Source organism: Luteolibacter sp. (assembly GCF_039920825.1).
Classification (GTDB): domain Bacteria; phylum Verrucomicrobiota; class Verrucomicrobiia; order Verrucomicrobiales; family Akkermansiaceae; genus Luteolibacter.
Window position 1 is genome coordinate 132202 of sequence record NZ_JBDSCX010000018.1, and the last position, 21163, is coordinate 153364.

16 protein-coding genes are annotated in these 21163 nt (G+C 58.6%); 10 read left to right on the forward strand and 6 right to left on the reverse strand.

Annotation, left to right across the window (positions count from 1 at the left end; translation table 11 throughout):
- Positions 1–12 precede the first annotated feature (12 nt).
- Positions 13–465 carry a hypothetical protein gene (locus ABIQ96_RS04795; protein WP_348213417.1) on the forward strand — a complete coding sequence of 151 codons (453 nt, stop codon included), beginning with the start codon at positions 13–15 and terminating at the stop codon, positions 463–465.
- A gap of 460 nt (positions 466–925) precedes the next feature.
- Here the strand turns inward: ABIQ96_RS04795 and ABIQ96_RS04800 are convergent, their stop codons facing one another.
- From ABIQ96_RS04800 to ABIQ96_RS04810, 3 genes are all read right to left on the reverse strand, one after another.
- Positions 926–1648, reverse strand: coding sequence for a hypothetical protein (locus ABIQ96_RS04800; RefSeq protein WP_348213418.1), 723 nt, complete (start codon positions 1646–1648; stop codon positions 926–928).
- A 929-nt stretch (positions 1649–2577) separates the two neighbouring features.
- A complete protein-coding gene (locus tag ABIQ96_RS04805; protein WP_348213419.1) occupies positions 2578–5079 on the reverse strand; it encodes a TIR domain-containing protein in 2502 nt (833 codons plus the stop codon).
- Positions 5080–5085: 6 nt separating this feature from the next.
- A complete protein-coding gene (locus tag ABIQ96_RS04810) occupies positions 5086–5466 on the reverse strand; it encodes a hypothetical protein (RefSeq protein ID WP_348213420.1) in 381 nt (126 codons plus the stop codon).
- A gap of 308 nt (positions 5467–5774) precedes the next feature.
- On the opposite strand from ABIQ96_RS04810, the gene ABIQ96_RS04815 reads away from it, so the two are divergent.
- Both ABIQ96_RS04815 and ABIQ96_RS04820 read left to right on the forward strand, forming a co-directional pair.
- On the forward strand, positions 5775–6002 hold the full coding sequence (locus ABIQ96_RS04815) for a hypothetical protein (RefSeq protein ID WP_348213421.1): 228 nt from the start codon (positions 5775–5777) through the stop codon (positions 6000–6002).
- A 79-nt stretch (positions 6003–6081) separates the two neighbouring features.
- Complete coding sequence (locus ABIQ96_RS04820; protein ID WP_348213422.1) at positions 6082–8070, forward strand: heavy metal translocating P-type ATPase; 1989 nt, start codon at positions 6082–6084, stop codon at positions 8068–8070.
- Here the strand turns inward: ABIQ96_RS04820 and ABIQ96_RS04825 are convergent.
- Together ABIQ96_RS04825 and ABIQ96_RS04830 are read right to left on the reverse strand one after the other, a co-directional pair.
- Positions 8060–12820: a polysaccharide lyase family protein gene (locus tag ABIQ96_RS04825; RefSeq protein WP_348213423.1), complete on the reverse strand. Its 4761-nt coding sequence runs from the start codon at positions 12818–12820 to the stop codon at positions 8060–8062. The two genes, ABIQ96_RS04820 and ABIQ96_RS04825, sit on opposite strands and share 11 nt — an antisense overlap.
- Before the next feature lie 141 nt (positions 12821–12961).
- Positions 12962–13834, reverse strand: coding sequence for a LysR family transcriptional regulator (locus ABIQ96_RS04830; protein WP_348213424.1), 873 nt, complete (start codon positions 13832–13834; stop codon positions 12962–12964).
- Positions 13835–13934: 100 nt separating this feature from the next.
- On the opposite strand from ABIQ96_RS04830, the gene ABIQ96_RS04835 reads away from it, so the two are divergent.
- The 4 genes from ABIQ96_RS04835 (at position 13935) to ABIQ96_RS04850 (ending at position 17841) form a co-directional block, all read left to right on the forward strand.
- Positions 13935–14573 carry a hypothetical protein gene (locus tag ABIQ96_RS04835; protein ID WP_348213425.1) on the forward strand — a complete coding sequence of 213 codons (639 nt, stop codon included), beginning with the start codon at positions 13935–13937 and terminating at the stop codon, positions 14571–14573.
- A gap of 1 nt (position 14574) precedes the next feature.
- A complete protein-coding gene (locus ABIQ96_RS04840; protein WP_348213426.1) occupies positions 14575–15852 on the forward strand; it encodes an MFS transporter in 1278 nt (425 codons plus the stop codon).
- A 151-nt stretch (positions 15853–16003) separates the two neighbouring features.
- On the forward strand, positions 16004–17215 hold the full coding sequence (locus ABIQ96_RS04845; RefSeq protein ID WP_348213427.1) for a 1-acyl-sn-glycerol-3-phosphate acyltransferase: 1212 nt from the start codon (positions 16004–16006) through the stop codon (positions 17213–17215).
- Positions 17212–17841: a phosphatase PAP2-related protein gene (locus ABIQ96_RS04850; RefSeq protein WP_348213428.1), complete on the forward strand. Its 630-nt coding sequence runs from the start codon at positions 17212–17214 to the stop codon at positions 17839–17841. The genes ABIQ96_RS04845 and ABIQ96_RS04850 overlap by 4 nt, the downstream gene beginning before the upstream one ends.
- Before the next feature lie 63 nt (positions 17842–17904).
- On the opposite strand, the gene ABIQ96_RS04855 is transcribed toward ABIQ96_RS04850, so the two are convergent.
- Positions 17905–18261: a hypothetical protein gene (locus ABIQ96_RS04855; protein ID WP_348213429.1), complete on the reverse strand. Its 357-nt coding sequence runs from the start codon at positions 18259–18261 to the stop codon at positions 17905–17907.
- Between the two features lie 153 nt (positions 18262–18414).
- Between ABIQ96_RS04855 and ABIQ96_RS04860 the strand changes: the two genes are divergently transcribed.
- The 3 genes from ABIQ96_RS04860 (at position 18415) to ABIQ96_RS04870 (ending at position 21159) form a co-directional block, all read left to right on the forward strand.
- Complete coding sequence (locus ABIQ96_RS04860; protein WP_348213430.1) at positions 18415–18888, forward strand: nucleoside deaminase; 474 nt, start codon at positions 18415–18417, stop codon at positions 18886–18888.
- Positions 18889–18967: 79 nt separating this feature from the next.
- On the forward strand, positions 18968–20164 hold the full coding sequence (locus ABIQ96_RS04865; protein WP_348213431.1) for a hypothetical protein: 1197 nt from the start codon (positions 18968–18970) through the stop codon (positions 20162–20164).
- Positions 20165–20199: 35 nt separating this feature from the next.
- Positions 20200–21159, forward strand: coding sequence for a hypothetical protein (locus ABIQ96_RS04870; protein ID WP_348213432.1), 960 nt, complete (start codon positions 20200–20202; stop codon positions 21157–21159).
- Positions 21160–21163 lie beyond the last annotated feature (4 nt).

The window sequence follows — 21163 nt, forward strand, 5'->3', positions numbered from 1 at the left end:
CTAACAACCATTATGAAAATTAAAATCATCGCACTCATCCTCGCAAGCCTGACGTTCGCCAACGCCGCTGAAGAAAAGGCCCCTAACGGTGGCCGCATTATCGAAGCAGTCACCCCACATGCCGAGTTCCTCGTCACCAAGGACAAGAAAGTGGAAATCCGTTTCCTCGAAGCCGGCAAAGTGATCGCGCCCGCAGATCAGGTGGTCACCGTCACCACGGGCGACCGGACGAATCCGACGAAACTCGCGTTCACCAAAGACGGCGACAAACTCGTCTCCGACAAGGCCGTTCCCGAAGGTGAGAATCTTCCGGTCGTCCTTCAGATCCGCGCCAAGGAAGGTGAGAAGGCGTTGAATGCGAAATTCACCCTTAACCTCGCGACCTGCCCGGAATGCAAGCTCGCCGAATATGCGTGCTCCTGCGAGCATGGCGGTGGCGAAGGTCATGAAGGCCACGTTCACTGATCACAGAACATTTGCCCGGAGGCTGTTTGAGGGATTGATCATCCGTTTTTGGAATATCGGCGCCCCGGAAACTTCGCTGCGATTTGCTACTCGTATAGCCCGGTTGCCAGAAGTCATTTCCGAAACTCCCTCAGGCCTGCGCCAAGGAGAGGCTGTCCGGAGTTCACGTCTTTAGCGTGCTCTTCTCGAAGACAAGGTGAACCTTGAACTCCGGACCGCTCTCGGGTGGCTGGAATGAATCTGATCGCTCCACGATTGCCTCAGCTTTCGAGAAACTCCAACAACGTGAGAAATTGAATAGGGGGCGCCTGCTCTTAAAATAAATCCGAACCCCAACGTTTCGAAAGGCACCGTTTGGCGTCGCGCCTTTTCTGGAAAGATTGTATCGAATCGGGAATTTCCGGAATTGATCTATGGTTCTTTCCCCTCGTCCCCTCCGCAGGAGACCATCGCCCTGCGTTCATCGAATGTGCAAGCCGTTCGCGGAATGGGCCATCCGCAACGGAAGATCAATCAGGTCGAAACCCGCGACAATGAGAACGGCACGGTAGTACGATACTCGCCCGTTCCATTCCGCGAGCACCAGATACCGACCGTCTGGAGAGATATTACTAGCTGTTAGTCCTGTGTAGTTTTGATCAGTCGCGTGAAGAACCAATTTTCCGGTCGTCGTATTCCATACGCTCGCCCTGTTGGACCTTGAGAGTCCTGTCAGCAATTCGCTTCCATGCCCGATCCCGAGCTTCCAAAAAAAATTGTCACGGGTGTGGACCCCGCCTTGTTCAGGATAAAGCTCCATCGGATTGTCGGCTCTTGTCTTTCGCAATGTGGAGAGATCCACGATCTCGACGCTCGTGTCCGATAGTCCCGTTTCCTGATCAGAGGGTCCGGAGTTGACCCAGAATGCCTTGCCATTGGCGATGAGGGACGAACCCGCGCTGTTCAGGGGCGTTCCAGGGACCACCACCTCGGGAGCATCAGATCTCCCGTCCCACCGTTCGAGTCCGTTCCCAGTGCAAATCATCCACTGCCTTTCATGGAAATCACCTTGGACGACCGAGCGCCCGCCTGCGCCGTCGGAAGACGCGGGGAGTCCGATCGTCCAATTGCCATCGACAATTATCCACAGGTTGCCGGCGGAATCCTGCATCGCGTCTGGCAGATCATCAGAATCGAAGGACATCAATGGTGACAGGTGGATAGGGGGAAAATCCAGTGATCTGAGAACAGGATCCGCAGGGAGAGCCCGGTTCCTCGTCTGCCGGATTCCGGTGAGACTTGCTTTCCGATTCAATGTCATCAGCAGAGCCGTGGACTCTCCCGAATCGACAACACATTCGCTTTCCTTGTAATTTGTCTTTGGAATTCCCAACGGACGAGGGGGTTTTCCGCGCCATTTCACGAATTCGAACGCCGTCTCCGACGGAAAATTCAAGTTATCCCCTGGGTTGTATATGATGTCGACCCGGGAATTCCTCATCACAAGTTCCGTCACCAGCGTTGGATCGGCGGAAGTGATGAGCTCCTTGCGAACTTCGATGCGGCTGGTCAGGGACAACAGCAGTGCAATGAACCCTGCCACGGCTGCTAGGACGATGTTTCTCCGCCGGCGTCTATCTCTTCGCGCCCTCTCGATCAGCTGGTCGGGAGGAATTCCGCAAAGGGCCGCTCCGATCCGTTCCGGCCAAAAAGGATCGTCCCGCGAGAATATCCTGATCCCCAAGGCTCCTGCAATCTCGGGAAAATCAACTGACAACTCCTCCCACGATCCCCCTTGATAGGCGACCAATACTTTCTTGGGTTCCTTGAGACTTGAATTGAATCCAAGTTCCAGCGGAACCCAGCGAGAGGATCGGGTATTGGGGGTGAGCAGCAAAAGAAACGCGCGGGAATCCCGGATTGAACCCGCTATCCGGTCGCTGAGATCGGACTCCGCGGCAAGATCCGTCCGATCACGAAAGATCGTGAGTTGGGAACGGCCCAAAACGGCAGGCGACAGCCGTTCCAGTTCCTTCTGAAGCCTGTCGGCTGCCCGTCGATCCCTGGATGAATATGATAGGAACGCGTCAGGCGGGGCTGGTTGCATCACACGGTGATCTGGTTGTCCATCATTCACATTTGTTGTTTTCCCACACTGGATGAATCATGAATCCCTGTTTTCATCCCACCCAATACCAAATCGCAGATTTCTCCGAAGGATGTGGCACTAAGAAGTTGGAGATTTTCCTCTCCGGTTAATCCGTTGTTGAGAAGTTTGGCAAGTGACGCGGGATCGCGAACTTCGCAAAGCGCGGACCAATGGTCCTTGAAGGTATCGTTGGGATTGCAGGTGATGGCTCTGTGTCTGATGCCGGCAAGCATCCGGCCATAACTGTCCTGCTCAGAATAGTATTTGGCGGTGAACTCGGGTGGGGCCTTTGGGGGCGGTATGGATCCACCGCGTTCGGCGAGTTTGAGCAGGTGCCTGGCGAGAACGGCGGCCGCGCCTCCGCAGGCACCGATGATGTAAAGCGGCTTCCTGGCCTGGAGGGCATAGAGGGCCTCTTCGAAGATTCCGGGCATGATCCCGTCGAAGTTGGACATCGCGCCGCCGATGAGAATGTAGGCCGAGATTTGAACCTTGGCGGTCGATGGCTCCGCTGCATCGGGCAAGCGGAAATCCAGGGAGTCGTCAGAGATTTTTTTCCGCATCGCGGAGAGGGATACTGCGGTGACGGCGGCTTGGGTGTTCAGGAACTCTTCGAGTTGCCTGCGATATTCGTCACGGAGTCTCCGCTTCTCAGCCTCGTTGAGATCTTCCAATTGATCGGCTGTGGTTTCGGCGGGTTTGGACGGCAGTTCGCGGGGATCGAATCCGAGATCCTGTTCATTCAGGAAAAGGATGGAGCAAATGTCCATCCACTGGGCGATATCGCGCTTGGTGATGCTTTTACGGGCGTGCCAGGCTACCGGCAGAATGAGGCGGGGAAAGACCTTGGAACCGTTGGCTCCCGAGGTTTCCCGCTCGGAGAGCAGAAGACTCAACAAGAGCGCGGTGAAATTCAGGGATTCATTCCACGGTGTCTCAGGGCGGAAGTTTTCGGGCAATTTTCCGCCATAAAGTACGGAGGCTCCCGAGGAAATAATCGGTCGGAGCAGGCGGGTTAATAATTCGACGACATGTTCGTCGGATTGGCCGGTGGCGAGGATGTCGCCCGGTGTGCCAGCAGAAAGGGCGATGATTTTTCCGGCGAGGGGTGCGGAAGAATTTTCAGGCGGGAGTTGTTGCAGGGGTGGAGGGTTGTCGGTAGCTCCAACCGCGTTGGTGCGGTCGAGGAAGGACTTGAACTGGATGCCTATTACTGCTGACAGCAGACCATCCATTTCCAACTTGCTAAGTCCGTAACCGGGGTGGACGAAGGTATCGACTTGGCATGGGCCGGGTTTAAAAAGATCCTTGAGGATCCGGCTGACCATGACGGGGTCCGGCGCGCGATTGATAAAGACTTCGCTAGGTTCCGAACCGAAGGAGGCGGTGCGGTCGGCCAGAACCCGATAAAAGAGGCCGAAAAGAATTTCCCTTAACAAGGTGGTGACGACAAAGCCGGCGGGTTTCTGTTTCTCATCCCAGCGGAGGCACGGCGAGTAGCCCAGTTCCGGGATGGTGCGGGCGAGTTGCTTCCCTTTCATTGTCTGAACCACCACGACTGGCGGAATGAAATATTGGGAATGGGGGGATTTACTGGCCAACGGGTCCGGGACGGGTTTCAGGAAATCGCGGATTTCCTTGCGACACCAAGGGCGGTCCGCGTAGTTGTCGCCCTGAATCACGATAAGTCCTGCGGATTCGCTGGTGACGGCGTTTTTCAGGATTTCGGCATAGTCATAGCCGGAAGCGATGTCGGTTTCGTCGAAGAACGCCTCGCACTGGGTGTTGCGCTGGATGTATTCCTTGATGACCAAGGCTTCGTCAGTGTCGTCTGCTTTCGCATGGCTGAGGAAGATGCGGATCTTGCCGGGAATTGCCGGAACTTCGTCCCCGAGCTTGGCCTTCGACTCGCGCAGCAGCCAATAGCGGAGATCACGGCAAAGAATCTCGGTAAGCTTCGCGAGAAGCTCCGCATCGTCTGGCAAGGAGTCGCCGCTCGGGACATGACGGATAAAGTTTAGTTGCCGTAAGGCTTCCGGCATGTTGTAGGCCACGGATTCCATGGCTATGGGAAAGAGGCGGCAATCCTCCTCCGAACGATTTGCTTGTGGGTTCTTGGAAACATCATCATCGCGTTTTGCGAGGGAGGAGACGTATTGACGCCACTCCGTTGATGCCACCATGTTCGCGTCCACCAGCGGGATGACGTAGTTGCGTACGTCGGTTTCAGGTTCGATCGGCTGCGGAAGCTCACCGGCTTCGAGTAGTGGAGTGCTGCGGAAATAGACGGGGATGCCGTCCATGTTTTCCATGCGGAACCAGTGGTAGATGCGTCGGGCGAGTTTGATGCCGCGATTCATCTGGGCTTTTTCAAGGGCGGAGAACGTCGAGCTGTCACGCCCCTTGAGTTCCTCCGGAATGTCGAGTCCCGGGTGCCAGAGAATGTAGATGCGGATGGGAGAGAGGTTGGCTGGTTTGTCAGGCATGCGAAGTCAGTGGTATTTTGTTAAAAGCAGGGTTAGCGGGTAGCCTGGCACCCCTTGCGGCAGGCGTTGTATCCCATCATGGTCGTGTAGATTTCTGATCCGCTTGGCGCGTGTTGTACGGGAAGAATAAGCATCTTCGATCAAATTGCGGATAGCGATAGCAGTGGGCATAACAACTCGAATTGTCCATGTCCCAATTGAGATCCAACCTCGAAGGTGGGTTGCCCAATGCCAATGGATTCTGAATGCCTGAAAGTTCGTTCGGCAGGAAATCAGCCCCTTGTTGAAGACTGCCCTTGATTTCAAATCGACGTGACGGCAGCTATGGGTGTATTTCCCGACAAAGACGGTGGTGATTGAGCAATCGCCGATGTGGTAGGAACGCATGCCGTCCGATATTCTGATAGATCGCAGAAAGTCCGGGTACGGCTTCTTGTTTGAGGGAGTAAGCGAAACAGGGAATTCAACTGCCGGACAGATTCTCGCGAAGGAGGAGTTTGCCAATGCAGAAGGCTGCACGAGGTGATTTATTTTCCCCAGGAGAATACAATTTTTGCTCTTCACGATAGCTTTCAAGATAGATCTATCAAGAAATGGCGGCCTCTGTCTAGGATGGAAGCTGAAATTTTTGTTAGCAAATCCTAAGTAGACAGTGGGTCAGCCTCCCCCCGCCCCCAAAGGCCGTCAGCATTACCATGAGCGACCGCGGGGCCCCGACGAAACTCGTTCTCGCCAAAGACGACGGAAAGCCCGTTCCCGAGAGTGAAAGTCTTTCGGTCGTGCTCCAGATCCACACCCAGGAAGGCGAGAAAGCCGCGACGGAAAAATTCACGCCCAACATCGGCAATTGCCCGGAATGCAAGCTCGCCGAGCACGCCTGCACCTGCGAGCATGGTGACCAGAAAGTCCACGGGGACCACTGACACTGATTTCCAATGGGGCCTAAATTTGCGCTGAGGCCGTTTTACGACTAGCGGTCTCAGGGTTTTCTGCTTTCAAATCATGTCCCACGACCACCTTCACGAGCATTTGCAAGAGCCAGTGAAAAAATCCGGCTGCTCAAGCTGCGAGCATTGCCACGAGGAAAGCCCGTTGCCACAAGGCGCGCTTGTTGCCGCTTCCGGTATTTTGACGGGTATCGGACTGGTGCTGCATTGGCTCCGATTCGGTTCCGAGTGGCTGTCGGAGACGTCGTTCGCCGCCGCCACTCTAGCCGGTGGCTTGTTGGTCTTTCCTGCGGCATGGGGTGCGTTGAGAAAACTTCGTCTCGATATCAACGTCCTGATGGCGGTGGCGGTAATCGGTGCCTGGCTCATCGGCCAGGGAGCGGAAGCGGCCAGTGTGGTTTTCCTGTTCGCGTTGTCCGAGTTGTTGGAATCATGGGCCTCCGGCCGCGCGCGCAAGGCGGTCGATTCCCTTTTGAAACTCTCACCACCCACCGCGATCGTTAGAAACGCGGATGGCACCGAGCAGGAATTTCCCGTCGCCGAAGTCGCAGTGGATCGGGAAATCCTGATCCGCAGCGGCAGCCGCATTCCGCTCGATGGCGAGGTGGTTTCGGGAAATTCCACCGTCAACCAAGCACCGATCACCGGCGAATCGTTACCGGTGGAAAAAAAATCCGGCGATCCTGTTTACGCCGGCACCGTCAATGGCGAAGGATCATTGATCGTCCGCGTTACCAAGCCCGCTTCGGAATCCACACTGGCCCGCATCATCCAGCTCGTTGGCGAGGCGGAGGAAAACAAGCCGCCCACGCAGCGTTTTGTCGATCGCTTCGCCGCTGTTTACACGCCCGCGGTTTTTGCAATCGCCATCTTTGTTGCGCTCGTTCCGCCGTTGCTTTTCGGCCAAGCTTGGCTTTTTTGGATCTATCGTTCTCTGGTTTTGTTGGTGATTTCCTGCCCATGTGCCCTCGTCATCGCCACGCCGGTCAGCATTGTTTCCGGACTCACCTCTCTTGCCCGCCGCGGTGTTTTGGTGAAGGGCGGCGTGCATTTGGAATCCGTGGGAAAACTCCGGGCCCTCGCAGTGGACAAGACCGGCACCATCACCTTGGGCAAACCGCAGGTCGTCGCCGTTATTTCCCGCTCCGATCTATCAGATGATGAAATCCTCGCCCGCGCCGCTTCGATCAACGCGCACTCGGAACATCCGCTGGCCGTCGCCATTGTCGAAGCCGCCCATTCGCGGAATCTAACCATCCCTGCCACCGTCGGTTACGCTTCCGTCACCGGTCGCGGCGCAACGGCATCCATCGCCGGGCACCCGCATTTCATCGGCAACCATCGCATGGCTCACGACACGGGCCTCTGTGGTCCTGAGATCGAGGCGGTGCTCGCGACCATTGAGGAAAAGGGCCAGTCGCTCGCTGTCCTCGGCCATGCGCCGCACGATGGCTGCGCCGGGGAAATCCTCGGCATCATCGCCATCGCCGATACGTTACGCCCGGAGGTTACCGAAGCACTCCGCCTCATCCATGCGGCCGGCGTGGAGAAAGTCATTATGCTCAGTGGCGACAACCAGCGCACCGCCTCCGCCATCGCCAAGCAAGCGGGCATCGACGAAGCCATCGGCGATCTCATGCCCGAGCAAAAGGTCGAGCACGTCCGCAAGTTGGTGAGTCAATATACCAACGTCGGCATGATCGGAGATGGAGTGAACGACGCTCCCGCACTCGCCGTCGCCACCGTCGGCTTTGCGATGGGCGCGATCGGCAGCGACACCGCCATCGAGACTGCGGACATCGCGTTGATGAAGGATGATCTAACACGAGTCGCGGAAACCATCCGTGTGGGACGCCGCACGCTTGCCATCATCCGGTTCAATGTCGCATTCGCCCTCGGCATCAAGGCGGTGGTCCTCACCCTCGCCTTCATGGGCTATGCCGGGCTGTGGCTTGCCATTCTCGCCGATACCGGCGCGACGTTGTTAGTGATTCTCAATTCCCTCCGCCTGCTTGGAAAATCGGGAAGTCCGCTTAAGGACTGACTTCGACCCGATAGAATCCGGAAGGACCCGCTGCTCCGCCGGAGTCGGTGAACTCAATGGGAGATCCGGTGCCTGACTGTGGGGGACCAACATTCGTCCATGTGCCGGAAGTCAGGGTCGCGCGATGCTGGAGCTGATAGGCATGGCCGGAATAGCTCTGGATGGTGAGATTGAAATCGGAGCCGGAAACGGAAGACTCCTGGACCTTCACCGTGCTGGAGTCGAGGACGGTGCCGTTGTTGACGAAATTGACCGGAAGCGTGAAGGAGCCGTTGATGAAGTCGAGAACCCCATTGTTGGTGAACGTGCCCGTGGTGGCCAGCGTTGCGGCGCCGGCGAGTTTCATCGTGCCGTTGTTGGTGATGTTTCCGGAAACCGAAAGCGCACCGTTGGCCAGATAGAGTGTGGCTCCGTCGGCTACTGTTAGAGAGGAGGACCCGGAAGCGGAGCCGGTTATTTTAAGGACGCCGTCATTCACGGTGGTGGAACCGGTGTAGGTGCAGGCGCCGCTCAAGGTCCAGGTGCCGGTGCCATCCTTGATGAGGGTGGTGCGGCTGGGACTGGCACCGTTCACGATGCTCCCCGCAAACGTCGCGTCGGTATTGCGACCGCCGACGGCGTAGGTGGCGATATAAGTGCCGGGCGTGTTGTTGTTATAGATAACTCCGGCGAGCTGGGAGTTCACATCGCCCGCCAGTTCGCCGATCACGAAGGTGTTGCTGGCGTTCAGGACCGTGGATGCCTGGACGTAAGGGCCCAGATTGATGGCGGCGATGCCGAAACCCGTGGTGCTGTTGATCCGCAAGTTATCAACGTTCGTCCCGGTGCGGGTGCGAATGGCGTTGATCTGACCGGTGAAAGCGGACCAGTCACCGCCCACGTCGCCACGGATGTAGTTGATCTGGAGGGTGAGCGTGCCATCGCCGGTGACATTGCCGGCAAGCCCGCCGCGCTGGGAATTCTGGATTTTTCCACTGGAGCCTTCGGGAATGCTGATCGCGTTGGATAGATTTCCGTAGGTGGGAGTGGTCGATCCGGTAGCGCCGTTCAGGACGAGCGCACCTCCCTGTAAAGTGATCGCCCCGCTGCCGAGACCGTTCTGGCCGTTTGCAGCAACCGCACCGGCGATGACCACGGACCCAGCGCCGATCGTGGTGCCACCGCTGTAGGTATTGACCCCGCTGATGGTGACCGCGCCGGTGCCCAGCTTAGTCAGGGAAGCGGTTCCTGATAGACCGGCGGCGGTGAAGGTGTAGGCGGCGCTGTTGTCGAAAACAATCGAGTCCGGACTAACCGTCCCGCTGATGACCGCTGTTTTCGTCGTGGCGGTGTCGTCAAAAGTGACATCGTAGCCATCCGCGTAGAGCGCCGGGGCCGCGGTATTGAGCCAGTTCGCGGTGGTGGTGTCCCAGGCAGTGCCGACGTTTCCATTCCAAATCAAACTGGTCACGCCGATGGGCGCGGCGTTGGCTTGCGCCGAATTCAAGCCGGTGCCACCCGCGCCGGTGGCGGCGACGACGTAATAATAGGTGCTGCCATTTCCCGCCGTGTTGTCCACGTAGCTGGTGGTGGCGACTCCGCTGGCGATGTTGGTGTAAGGCCCGCCAGTAACGGTAGCGCGGCCGACCACGTAGCTGGTAGCTTCGGTGGCAGCGGACCAACTGAGGGTCACTTTGGAATTTCCCGCAGTGGCGACCAGATTCGTCGGTGCGGCGGGCGGCGTGGTGGCGCTGGCGGTGATGAAAGCCGAGGTGCCACCGCTGTTCATGACCGCGACCTGATAGAAATAGGGGGTGTTGGCCGTGAGTCCGGTATTCGTGTAGGTGAGCGCGGACAAACTGCCGAGATAGGTGTAGGGGCCGCCCGCTGCCATCGCCCGCTGGACGATATATCCAACAGCTCCGGAAACCGCGGACCAGTTCAAGGTGATGCCGCCCGCGCTCGCGTTTTGCAGGGACGTCGCCGTAACTGTCGCCGGGGCGGAAGCGGGCGCGACGGCCCTGGGCGTGGTGCTAGCCGAGGTGGACTCACCACTCGTCCCTGCCGAATTGGCGGCTGACACGGTGTAGGAGTAGATTGAGCCATTCGTCGGCGAGGCATCGATATAGCTTGTGCCGCTGACCGCGTTGTTCAGCATGATGGCATTGAGCGAAATTGTGTTAGACAACGTGACCGAGTTTCCACCGTTCAGGGTCAGGGTGGAGCGCTTGATGGTGTAGTAATTGGCATTTGGCGAAGCGCTCCAGTTCAGCGTAACGCTCGCGCTGCCGGGGGTGAGCACCAGTCCGCCGGGCGCGGCGGGTGCCACAACGGAAGCGGCGGCCGAAGGAGCAACACCGGCGCTTGGAGCGGAAATCGCGCTGGAGTTCACCGGATTCGTCGATTGGACGACATAGTAGTAAGTCGTGCCGTTCAGGGCGGTGCTGTCCACAAAAGTGGCATTCGTCGGACCGCTGCCGGACACCGGACCGGTGACGCCGGTGGCGATGCTCGCATAGCCGCTGCCGCTAACAGTGGAGCGCTGGATCTTGTAGCTCGTGGCACCGGGAACCGCCGGCCAACTCAGGAGGATGCGGTTGTTGCCCGGATAGGCGGTAACGCCCGCCGGAGCGGGCGGGACAAAGTTGGCGAGCTCCAGCCGGAGGTAGTCATACATCGCGTGGTCCGCGAAATAGGTGCCGCCGACCTGGCGCTGTGCGATGGTAATGGTGTTAGATCCCGCGTGGAGCAACGTCCCTGCGAAGGTGACGCGTTCATCGGAAAACGCCCCGTTGATCGACTCCCGGACGGTTGAGTCGCTTCGTGAGGACGTGGGAACAAATCCCGTGCTGGGCAGTGTGCTGGGTGTGGCGGTAACTCCCGAGGTGCTGCCAAGATTGGTGCCATTCACCGTCAGGATCAGCGCCGTGTAATAGTCCGATGCCAAACCGAGAAACAGCGAAGCCTGCGTGCCGCTCGCCGGTGCCGAAGCGAGATTGAACGTGATCGTCGATGAACTGGAGTTCCAAGTGCCCGTGGTGCTGTTGACCACCGACTGGACGAAATTCCAATTCGTGGACCAGCGGCTTGTTCCCACGATGTAATTCAGTCCGTTAGGAAAATCGAAGGGGAATTCCAAAAACTTCGACCACACCGGACTCGGACTCGTCGGGCCGGGGCCGATATCACCGACCCACCAATCCTCGCCGTGCTTGAACTTCCGTCCCGTGCGATCCGGGTAGCCGATTTCAAATACCGTCGGCCCGACCCGTGTAGGCGACCATGTGATGTTACCAAGCGCCGTCGTCGCCCCGCCTGTAACCGTAACGCCGAATGGTACGGCAGGCAGATTGTAGAGGAAGTCCGGATTTCCTCCCGTCTGCGACTGCGACATGAAGGTGCCCGGCGCACCCTGACCGAAGGCGTAAAGGGTGTAGTTCGTCCCGGCGATCGCGGCAGGGATGGTGAAATTTCCATCCGCATCGGTATGCACCCAAAACTGATAGGGCTTCATCCATTGTTGGAAATCATACTCGCCGGTCGAAGTCACCGGCTGTTGGACAATGCCCACCCACAGATTCGCGGCGGTGGCGTTGGGGTTGAAGGAATCGTTGATGACGATTTTACCGGTCACCTTGCCGCGATTGGCCGGGCTGGCATAGCTCGCATGGAAAAACCAACTGTAAGGCCACGCGCCCGTGGCATTCGTCGGTTGGCCGTTAGTATCGATTCCCTGTTCCGCCAGAGCCTGCGCCTTGGCATCGTTGTATAACGCCTGCGACGCAGCCACGGTGTCCGACGCGTAGGCTGCGTTGGTCTTGGAAATGTTATTGCAATAAATGAAATAGGGACCGCACACCTTGGCCCACGTTTCCCCCGTCACGAAGTTGCCATCGGAACCCATGCCGAAGTGGCCGCCGTTGATCATGTTCAGGATCGTCGTGCCCATGTGGCACATCAGCTCCTGTTTCAGCGGCCCGCCGTTATAGTATTCCGCGGAAGCCAGGACGTTCCACAGGCCGACGTTTTTTCCGCCGGAGCCCACGCTGCTCCAGCCCCACACCCGCTGGTCACCGAAGGCGGCGCTGTATTTGTATTTGTCCTCGTAGCGTCCCTGATAGATACCGCTCGTCCACAGCGAGCATTCCGCCGGGGCGGTGGGCACGCCGATGGAAGTGCCACCAGTGACCTGCATGAGCTTGTTGCGGGTGTCGTCCACGCTCATCCAGTTGAAAATCCCCCCCGCATAGATGTTGTCGCGGCACTCGCCCATCGAGTAAGCGCCGTTGGCGCTGTTGTGCGTCCAGATGGCGGTGACATAAAAGCCCGGCGAGCCACGGCGCATGGAATAGTGGACTTCGAACGGCATGTTGGCCTCACTAACGGATGACAACGCGACTTCCGCGTAATCGCCGCCGTTGGTGCTCGGATCGGCCACCACGGAATAAGTGAAAACCAAGCCCTGGTTCTGGCTTTGCTCCCAATACAACTTGCCACCATTGGAATTGCCGGAAAGCAGATTGAGCGTCTGCGAACTGCCGGTGTTGTTGAATGTATAATTGATCGTCGTGATTTGCCCGCTCGATTTCGTCATCACGATGGAAACGATCCCGTTGCTCATCGTCGCCGTGGTGCTCGTGCTGGTCAGCGTGATGTTCGCGCCCGTTCCGGTGCCGCCGCCGGGAATGTTAGCTCGCACGGATCCGGCCCAAAGGCACAGGAGAAATAGCGCGCCGAGCGATTTGAATGCAGATGTTTTGGAATGGGACATTTTTGAACGATGGATGCCCCCCGTGGAGACATCATCGTCCAAGCGAAGGCATGCCGTTACGGGCTTTGCAGCCATTTCAAATAATCGCAGCAAGCCACGATCTCCATAATACCCAAAGCGGGTTAACATTTTCGCTCCGATTCACCCCAATCCCGCGATCACTCTTTCCGCTTCCGCGATGAAAAGCTCGACCATCGGCGAGCGGTTGCCGTGGGTTAAGGCGTAGAAGCGGATTTCTGGAAATCCCTCCAGCGGCAGAACTCGTAAACCCGGCGGGCGGGGGGCTCCGGGGATGTCGAGGACGAGTCCCGCTCCGTAACCTGCCGCAACGAAACGGGCGACGAGGTCGAGGCTGGCGAGTTCAAGCTGGGGAAACCATTCGATTTTCCGCCGCTGGAGTTCCTGCTGGAAGGCGACGACGGTAGGTTCACCGTGCGGCAGGGTGACGAGCGGGAGATCGATGCGGTCGAGATCGAGAATTTCCGCGGCGGTGGCGGGGCCGCCGATTTCCGGGACGAGGAGGACGAGCGGCATTTTGAGAAGCTCGTGACCGTGGATCCCGTTGTCCTTCGAGCCCGCGCTGGTGGCGAGGCCGAGATCGATCCTGCCGGACCGGAGATGGGTTTCGATCTCCTCGATGCGGCCGGATTCGAGCGTAAAATGGAAATCTGGCACCCGGTTGCGGACGGCTCCGATCAGCGCGGGAAGATAGTCGCGCTGGACGATTTCCGGGCAGGAAATCCGCAGGCTGTTGTCGGCCCCGCCGCGCAGCCGTTCGGCCATGCCGGGGAGTTTCGCGAAAAACGGCTCGATGAAGGTGAACAAGGTTTCTCCTTCCGAAGTGAGCGCGAAGGGGCGGCGGTGGAACAGGGTTTTGCCGAGGAAATCCTCAAGCTGGAGAATCTGCGCGCTGATCGCCGGCTGTTGGATGCCGTAGGGCATCTGGCGGGCGGCGGCGCTGACTCCACGGCACTTGGCGACGTGGTAAAAAAGTTCCAGATGGTGGATGTTCATGGCCGGGCCTCCATTGAAGCAGTCGATGATCGCATTGAAAGATTCAATTAACGCTCCGGACGGATGTTTGCTAGAAAGGCGTCGTCATCAAACACCACCTATGAATTCCAAAACACCGCGCATTCCCCTTTGGTTGAAAATCGCCTACACCGGGTTCCTTGCGGTGATGATCCCGGTTTACTGGATCAACTACGGTCCAACGAATTTCCTCTACTTCTGCGACGTGGCGCTGCTGCTCACGCTGGTCGGCATCTGGAAGGAGGACGCGCTGCTTGTTTCGCTGCCCGCGGTCGGGATCTTGTTGCCGCAGGTGCTTTGGTGTATCGACTTCCTCGTGCAACTCTGCGGCGGACATATGACGGGCATGACCGGCTACATGTTTGATGAAAACAAGTCGCTGTTCCTCCGCGGCCTGTCGCTCTTCCACGGCTGGCTGCCGTTCCTGCTGTTCTATCTGGTGAAGCGCCTCGGCTATGACAAGCGGGCTTTGTTAGGCTGGTCGGTGATCTGCGTGGCGCTCTGCCTGATCGCCTATTTCCTGCTGCCGCCCGCCGGTGCCGTGCTGGCCAATCCGAACATGCCGCGCAACGTGGATTATGTCTTTGGCATGGACGACGCAAAACCGCAGACTCTGCTGCCGCCGCTCGCCTACCTCGGCGCCTGGATCGCGGCGCTAACCGGCATCGTTTTCGTGCCGACCCATTTCCTGCTCAAGAAAATCTGCCCACCCGTCATCTAACATGAATTCCGAATCCGAAAAATCCTGGCCGCGCGGCTTCTGGAACCTGATGTTCACCCAGTTCCAAGGCGCGTTTTCCGACAACGCGCTGCGCTGGCTGGTGATTTTCCCCGTGCTCGCCTCGTTGACGCTGAGCGAAGGCGAGAAAGAGGGTTTCGTCGGACATTCGTCGCTGTTGTTCGCGGTGCCGTTTTTGTTGTTCGCCACGGTCGGCGGCTGGATGGCGGACCGCTTCAGCAAGCGCTCGGTGATGATCGGCGTGAAGGTGGGTGAAATCGGGATCATGTTGTTCGCCGCGCTGGCGTTGAAACTGGAAATGCAGTCCCTGCAACTCGCGGCGATCTGCATGATGGGCGTCCACAGCACGATTTTCGCCCCGGCGAAATACGGAGTCATGCCCGAGGTGCTGCCGACTTCGAAACTGTCCGCCGGCAACGGCATCCTCGAACTCCTCACCTTCGTCGGCATCATTCTCGGGACCTACGCGGGTGGATGGCTGGCGGAAACTTTGGCAGGTCGCGAGATGGTGTCCGGACTTTTGTTAGCCGGGCTGGCGGCGGTCGGGTTGATGACCAGCATCGGCATTGCCAAGGTGCCCGCGGCCGATCCGACGAAAAAATTCAATCCTAACATCATCGGCGAAATCTGGAGCAATTTCCGCGTGATGAAGGCCGACCGCGACTTGTGGCGTGCGAATTGGGGAAACACCGCGTTCTTTTTCATCTCGATGCTGGTGCAGCTCAATCTCGCGCTGTTCGCCCAAAAGGTTTTCCATTTGAAGCCAACCGAACAGGCCTCGCTCCAGGCGGCGCTGAGCCTCGGCATCGGCGTCGGCAGCATGCTTGCGGGCAGGCTTTCGCGCGGACACATCGAATACGGCCTGATCCCGATCGGTGCCGGCCTGATGGCGGTCGCGGGCTTCGGTCTCGGCTGGCCGGGAATTGAAAAACCCGCGTTCGCCTGCGCCCTCGGTGTGTTAGGACTGGGTGGCGGATTGTTCATCGTGCCCATCGTTTCCGTGCTGCAACACCGGCCGTCGCCGCAGACGAAGGGCGCGGTGCAGGGTGCTGTAAGCTGGTTATCGTGGGTCGGCATCGCGGTGGCATCCGTCATGCAGGGCCAGCTTTCCACCAATCTGCACCTCAGCTACGGCCAGATCTTCTGGTTCTGCGGCGTGATGGCCGCGCTGTCGGGATTGTTTGTCACCTGGACCCGGCCGCGGGCAGTGCAGGACATGCTGGCCCGTTGGACCAAACGCGGGGAGGAACCTGCACCCTAACACTTTTGGGTATTCATGAAGAGTTTTTTAACCGCAGATGAACACAGATAAACGCAGATGGAAGAAGGGATAAGATTGGAGGGTTCTTGAATTTTTCTTATCAGTGTTCATCTGCGGTTAAATTCATCTTCCCAACATTTCCTAACACACCATGCAAGCCGTCGTCCTTGACAAACCCTACACGTTCATCCCGCCGCGCCACAGCCCGTTCTGGCATGGGCTGGTGCGCCTCATTCTGCCACGTTTTCTCCGGAAAAGCGACGGCATCGCTGCGGTGGAATGCATCGCTGCGGAGAAATTGCGGGCGTCGCTCGATGCCGGCCACGGAATCATGATTGTCGGCAATCACTGCCGGCCATGCGATCCGATGATTCTGGATTTCCTCGCAGCAAAGGTGAACCGGCCGTTTCATGTCATCGCGAGCTGGCATGTTTTCATGACGAGCAAGATCCAGCGCTTCCTTCTTCCGCGGATGGGCGGCTTCAGCGTTTACCGCGAGGGGATGGACCGCGAATCGTTGAAATGCGCGATCAAGACCGTGGCCGACGGCGAATTTCCGTTAGTCATCTTCGCCGAGGGCATCATCACCCGCTGCAACGACCGGCTGGTCAACTTCATGGAGGGTCCGGCGTTCATGGCGCGGGCCGCGGCGAAGCAGCGCAAGGAGGGAAAGGTCGTCATTCACCCGGTGTTCATCCGTTATTTTTTCGAGGGGGATCTGGAAAAATCCATCACTCCGGTGGTCGAGTCCATCGAGCGCCGTTTTTCGTGGCAGCCACAGGTCCAGCTCCCGCTGGGTGAGCGTATCCGCAAGATCGGCGGGGCGCTGCTGGATCTCAAGGAAATCGAGTATTTCCAATCCCCGCAGCCGGGGAATTTCCGCGAACGCCTGGCGCGGCTGATCGACCACCTGCTCACGCCGATGGAGGATCGCTGGACTCCCGGCCGCCACGACGGCGACACGATGGCCCGCGTGAAACGGATGCGCACCGCGATCCTGCCGGACATGGTCAACAGCCAGCTAACGGAAGAAGACCGCGCGTCCCGCTGGCGGCAGCTCGCCGATGTCTATCTCGTCCAACAGCTTCATTGCTATCCCGGCGACTACATCGAGCATCCCACCCCGGAGCGGATTCTTGAAACCATCGAACGTTACGACGAAGATCTCAACGATGTGGCGCGTCCGCACTTCCCTATCCGTGCGGTCATTACCGTCGGCGACGCCATCGAGGTCGGTACAGCGAAAGATCGCTCGCATGAAACCGATCCCATCACTGCGGAAATCCGGATGCAAATGGAAGAACTACTGGAGTCCACGAAAGCCAGTCGCAAGATCTCTCCCACCGGAACGGAAATCCAATGAGCCTTATCCTCCTCCGCATCGCCGTCATCGCCGTAGCCTTGGTCATCTGGTTCTGGACGCAGAAACTCATCGCGCGGAATGGCAGTGATGAACCGGGCATCGGCGATTGGATCCACCGGCTCACCGCGGGTTGGCACCGGTATTTTCTAGCGAATGACAAGGCCGCAAACCGGCTGCTGATCCTGAGTTCGTTTTTTATCGATCTGCTTGGACTCTCGCTGATCGGGATTGCGGTCTTCGGATCGAGCTTCGCGCCGTTTATCGCGATCATCATCGTCTTCAGCTTGCGGCAAATTTCCCAACTCTGCTGCACCCTGCCGCCGCCGGAGGGGATGATCTGGCGTGATCCCGGGTTTCCGACGATCCTGGTGACCTACGGCGTCAGCAACGATTTGTTTTTCTCGGGCCACACGGCGCTGGCGGTACTCGGGGCGATCGAACTCTATCAATTCGGCCCGTGGTGGCTGGGAGTGGCCGCCATTTTCGTCGCGCTGGGGGAGGTGTTGGTCGTCCTGGTCCTGCGCGCCCATTACACGATGGATGTGATCGCCGGGGCGTTCGCGGCATGGTTCGCCGCGGACATGGCGAACCGGCTGGCTCCGTGCATCGACGGGCTTTTGAAGTGAGTGGGCGCAAACACGGGCAGGCGCCGTGAATGCACCTGCCCGTTTTTGCAAAGACAGTGGCTGTTAGCGTTTCGAAGGGGTGAGGATGGCGTCGATGAACTGCTGCATGCGTTCGAGCTTGTCGGCGTCGATGAGTTGCCGCGCGGCAGGCATTTGGAGCCAGGACTGGGCGGTTTCCTCGGTCTTGGAGGACTTGCCCTCCGGAGCGGGCCGGATGCGGGCGAGTTCCGAAAGCATGCCGGTGAGGGCACGTTCACAACCGTGGCGGATATCGTCGTCTCCCGGGAAAGGGAGCTGGGTGCGACCGAGTTCTCCAAGGATCTGGAGAATGAGCGGGAAGCGCGCCATGGCGCGGTTGATCTCCTCGGCGGAGTGTTTGCGGGTTTTCTGGGGGGGCAGAATAACAGGTTCGTTTGACATGGTGATCATTAGATTCAGTGACTTTATCGGGGTACTTACTGTTAAAAGCGAGTGATCATTTCGGCATTCTCCTAGCGGATATGAATATATTCGGGGTATCCAAAACCTGAGTTTGGGGTGGAAAAATCGGCGTAGGTATGGCATTTTCCGGCCATGAACCACCGGGAAATCTTCATGCGTCGTGCGATCGAGCTGGCACGGCAGGGAATGAATCAGGGAGCCGGCGGCCCTTTCGGAGCGGTGGTCGTGAGGGATGGGGCGATCGTGGGTGAAGGCTGGAACCGGGTAGTCGGAACCAATGACCCCACAGCGCACGGCGAGGTCACGGCGATCCGTGACGCCTGCGCCAAACTGGGAACCTTCTCGCTGGAGGGCTGTGAAATCCACACCACCGGCCAGCCGTGCCCGATGTGTCTGGGAGCGATCCACTGGGCGAGAATCGGCCGGATTTACTATGGATTCAGGATCGAGGACGCGGCAGCGATCGGTTTTGACGACACAGAGTTTTTTCGGCAGCTCGCATTGCCGCCGGAGGAACGGCTGATCCCGGCGGAGGAGCTTTGTCGGGAGGAGGCGCTGGAGCTGGCACAGGAGTACACGCGTTTGCCGGACCGGCAGCATTATTAACGAGTCCGGATTTCCGCCGTCGAAATCGTCCAAGACGCTTGCTTGACGCCTGCCCCCGGGAGTGCGGAAACTACCTGCCATGGCATGGAGGATCGAAGAAGCGGTCGCCCACGGCGAAATCGACAACACCGTGGAGGGACGCACGACGGGACGCATCTGGCTGGCCGGAAGGGACGAGCCGTTGATCCTGTCGTTGGACGGCGATTGCTGGCGCGATCTCGCCGGGACGCGGCTCCAGTTTGAAAACCCGGAACCCAAAGAAGAGGAGGACGCGAACTCGCTGGACGTCGATCAGGCCGGCATCGTCGGCGACATGACGGCATCGCGGAAAAACAAGGTGCCGCTGGTGGGTGAGGAGGAATTTCACGCACTCTATCAGAATCACCAGGAGATTCCCTATGAGTGGCGCAACACGCTTTACCTCGAATGGTTCAGCGAAATCAACGGACGGGTCGTGATCGAATCGGCCGACTACCAATTGTCAATTTCCCCCCACGAGTGGGAAATGGACGAGGACGAGGAGGATGCCCAGAAGCTGGCGAATTTGAATTCCATGCGGGATTTCATGGCCCAGGTGATCCGCCGCCGCGATCCGGAGGGAGCCGAGCCGGACGTTTCCATGGAGCTCGATGAGTTCGCGTGGGAAGAGCGGTTGAAGGAATCCGACCGGCTGACCGATGCCTATCAGGAGGTTCTGGAAAAATACATGGAGGACTCGGACAGCGAGCAGAAGGAAGCGTTCGTGATGGGCTGGGACGGCCTGCTCGACGCGCTGGCCGAACGCGATGAAGCGGGTGAAAACGATTACCCGGGATCGGCGAAGGAATTCGACGCGCAGGACGATGATTTCGACGAGGAGGAGGACGATGACGATCTGAGTATCTTCGCCGATTCCGAAGGGGATTCATTCGGCGACGAAGAAGACCATCCGCTGCAGGCCAAGGCCCAGGAACTCGCGATGCGGGCAATGGATGTGATCGAGCGCGACGCCGGTCCCGGCACCCCTTCCTATCAGCTCGTCACCAATCTCCTCAACGTGAGCGGCAAGCTCGCCGGAGTCCTTCACGGAAAATCCAGCGACTACGAACCGGAGGCCGGCTTCGTGCTGGCCGTGCTGAAACGCTGCCTGAACTGGCTTAACGAAGCCGTCGGTGCCTGCCAGCAACTTGTGGAAATGGAGCGCGATCCGGACCAGAAAGCCGCGCTCGAACACATCCGCAGCTCCGCCTTTGAAATCCGCGACGGCATCGTGGAACTGCGCCGGGAACTCAAATAAACCGGCCCGCCCTTTTTCACCCTACCCGAAAACCCATGAACCTATCGCGCCAAATTCTAACACTTGTGATCGGGCTGGCCGTCGGCGTGGCCGGTGCCGTGCTGTTTCTCCAAAGCATGCCACCGAAAGAAGGCTCCGCGGAGGAACAGGTGCTGAAACTCGAGGCGAAATTGAAAAGCGCCAACAACCGGCTCACGGCGCTGGAGGCTGCGGATCCGCATGGGCGCCGCAAACCGGGACGCACATTGGCGGACGGAGCGCGCCGCATCGCCGAGGATCTGAGGGACGGAAAACCGGTGACTCCGGACGACGTTCTCCACGCCTTCCAGCCGTTCATCCGCGATTTCTCGCCGATTTTCGAACGGATGCGGGCCAAGGAACAGCAACGGAAAGTCGATGCCATGGCCGGCGAATTGGCTCGCAAGTATTCGCTCACTCCCGTCCAACAGGAATCGCTGAAAAAATGGCTCGATCAAAAAGCCGTGGATGATTCAAAGCGCTACACCAACCTGCTCGCCAGCGAAGGCACCAAGCTCGAAGACATCGGCAAGGGAGCGTATGAATTCCGTCTGGACGATGGACTGGAACAGTTCATGGGAAACACCCTCAGCGGCGACAAGCTGGCCACCTTCAAATCGGATAGAATGTTGGAAAAAGTGGGCAAAGTCCAGGAGGAGGCGGACATGAAGGTTTCCCGGCTCGACGCCATCGTCGGCCTCGATGAAGCGCAGCGCGGGCAGGTTTTCGGCGTGATGGCGCGGGGTTCGCGGGATTTCGATCCGACGATGCAGTTCGAAGAACTCGGCACGGACGCCGGTGCGCTCACCTCCGGCCAGTCCAAACAGCAAGCCATCCTTTCCGTCCTCACGCCCGCGCAACGCGAAGCCTATCAGACACAACGGGAAAGCCAGCGCGCCGCGGCCCAAAAGGAAATGGAAAGTATCGGGCTTACCCTGCCGGACAATTGGAGCAACTTCGACCAGCTTGATTTCTAACACC

What these genes read in the sequence shown, in the direction of transcription:
- ABIQ96_RS04825 (WP_348213423.1), bottom strand. Translation starts at nt 12,820, where the DNA reads ATGTCCCATTCCAAAACATCTGCATTCAAATCGCTCGGCGCGCTATTT.
- ABIQ96_RS04800 (WP_348213418.1), bottom strand. Translation starts at nt 1,648, where the DNA reads ATGTCCTTCGATTCTGATGATCTGCCAGACGCGATGCAGGATTCCGCC.
- ABIQ96_RS04865 (WP_348213431.1), top strand. Translation starts at nt 18,968, where the DNA reads ATGGCATGGAGGATCGAAGAAGCGGTCGCCCACGGCGAAATCGACAAC.
- ABIQ96_RS04820 (WP_348213422.1), top strand. Translation starts at nt 6,082, where the DNA reads ATGTCCCACGACCACCTTCACGAGCATTTGCAAGAGCCAGTGAAAAAA.
- ABIQ96_RS04845 (WP_348213427.1), top strand. Translation starts at nt 16,004, where the DNA reads ATGCAAGCCGTCGTCCTTGACAAACCCTACACGTTCATCCCGCCGCGC.
- ABIQ96_RS04805 (WP_348213419.1), bottom strand. Translation starts at nt 5,079, where the DNA reads ATGCCTGACAAACCAGCCAACCTCTCTCCCATCCGCATCTACATTCTC.
- ABIQ96_RS04830 (WP_348213424.1), bottom strand. Translation starts at nt 13,834, where the DNA reads ATGAACATCCACCATCTGGAACTTTTTTACCACGTCGCCAAGTGCCGT.
- ABIQ96_RS04860 (WP_348213430.1), top strand. Translation starts at nt 18,415, where the DNA reads ATGAACCACCGGGAAATCTTCATGCGTCGTGCGATCGAGCTGGCACGG.
- ABIQ96_RS04850 (WP_348213428.1), top strand. Translation starts at nt 17,212, where the DNA reads ATGAGCCTTATCCTCCTCCGCATCGCCGTCATCGCCGTAGCCTTGGTC.
- ABIQ96_RS04870 (WP_348213432.1), top strand. Translation starts at nt 20,200, where the DNA reads ATGAACCTATCGCGCCAAATTCTAACACTTGTGATCGGGCTGGCCGTC.
- ABIQ96_RS04840 (WP_348213426.1), top strand. Translation starts at nt 14,575, where the DNA reads ATGAATTCCGAATCCGAAAAATCCTGGCCGCGCGGCTTCTGGAACCTG.
- ABIQ96_RS04795 (WP_348213417.1), top strand. Translation starts at nt 13, where the DNA reads ATGAAAATTAAAATCATCGCACTCATCCTCGCAAGCCTGACGTTCGCC.
- ABIQ96_RS04815 (WP_348213421.1), top strand. Translation starts at nt 5,775, where the DNA reads ATGAGCGACCGCGGGGCCCCGACGAAACTCGTTCTCGCCAAAGACGAC.
- ABIQ96_RS04855 (WP_348213429.1), bottom strand. Translation starts at nt 18,261, where the DNA reads ATGTCAAACGAACCTGTTATTCTGCCCCCCCAGAAAACCCGCAAACAC.
- ABIQ96_RS04810 (WP_348213420.1), bottom strand. Translation starts at nt 5,466, where the DNA reads ATGCGTTCCTACCACATCGGCGATTGCTCAATCACCACCGTCTTTGTC.
- ABIQ96_RS04835 (WP_348213425.1), top strand. Translation starts at nt 13,935, where the DNA reads ATGAATTCCAAAACACCGCGCATTCCCCTTTGGTTGAAAATCGCCTAC.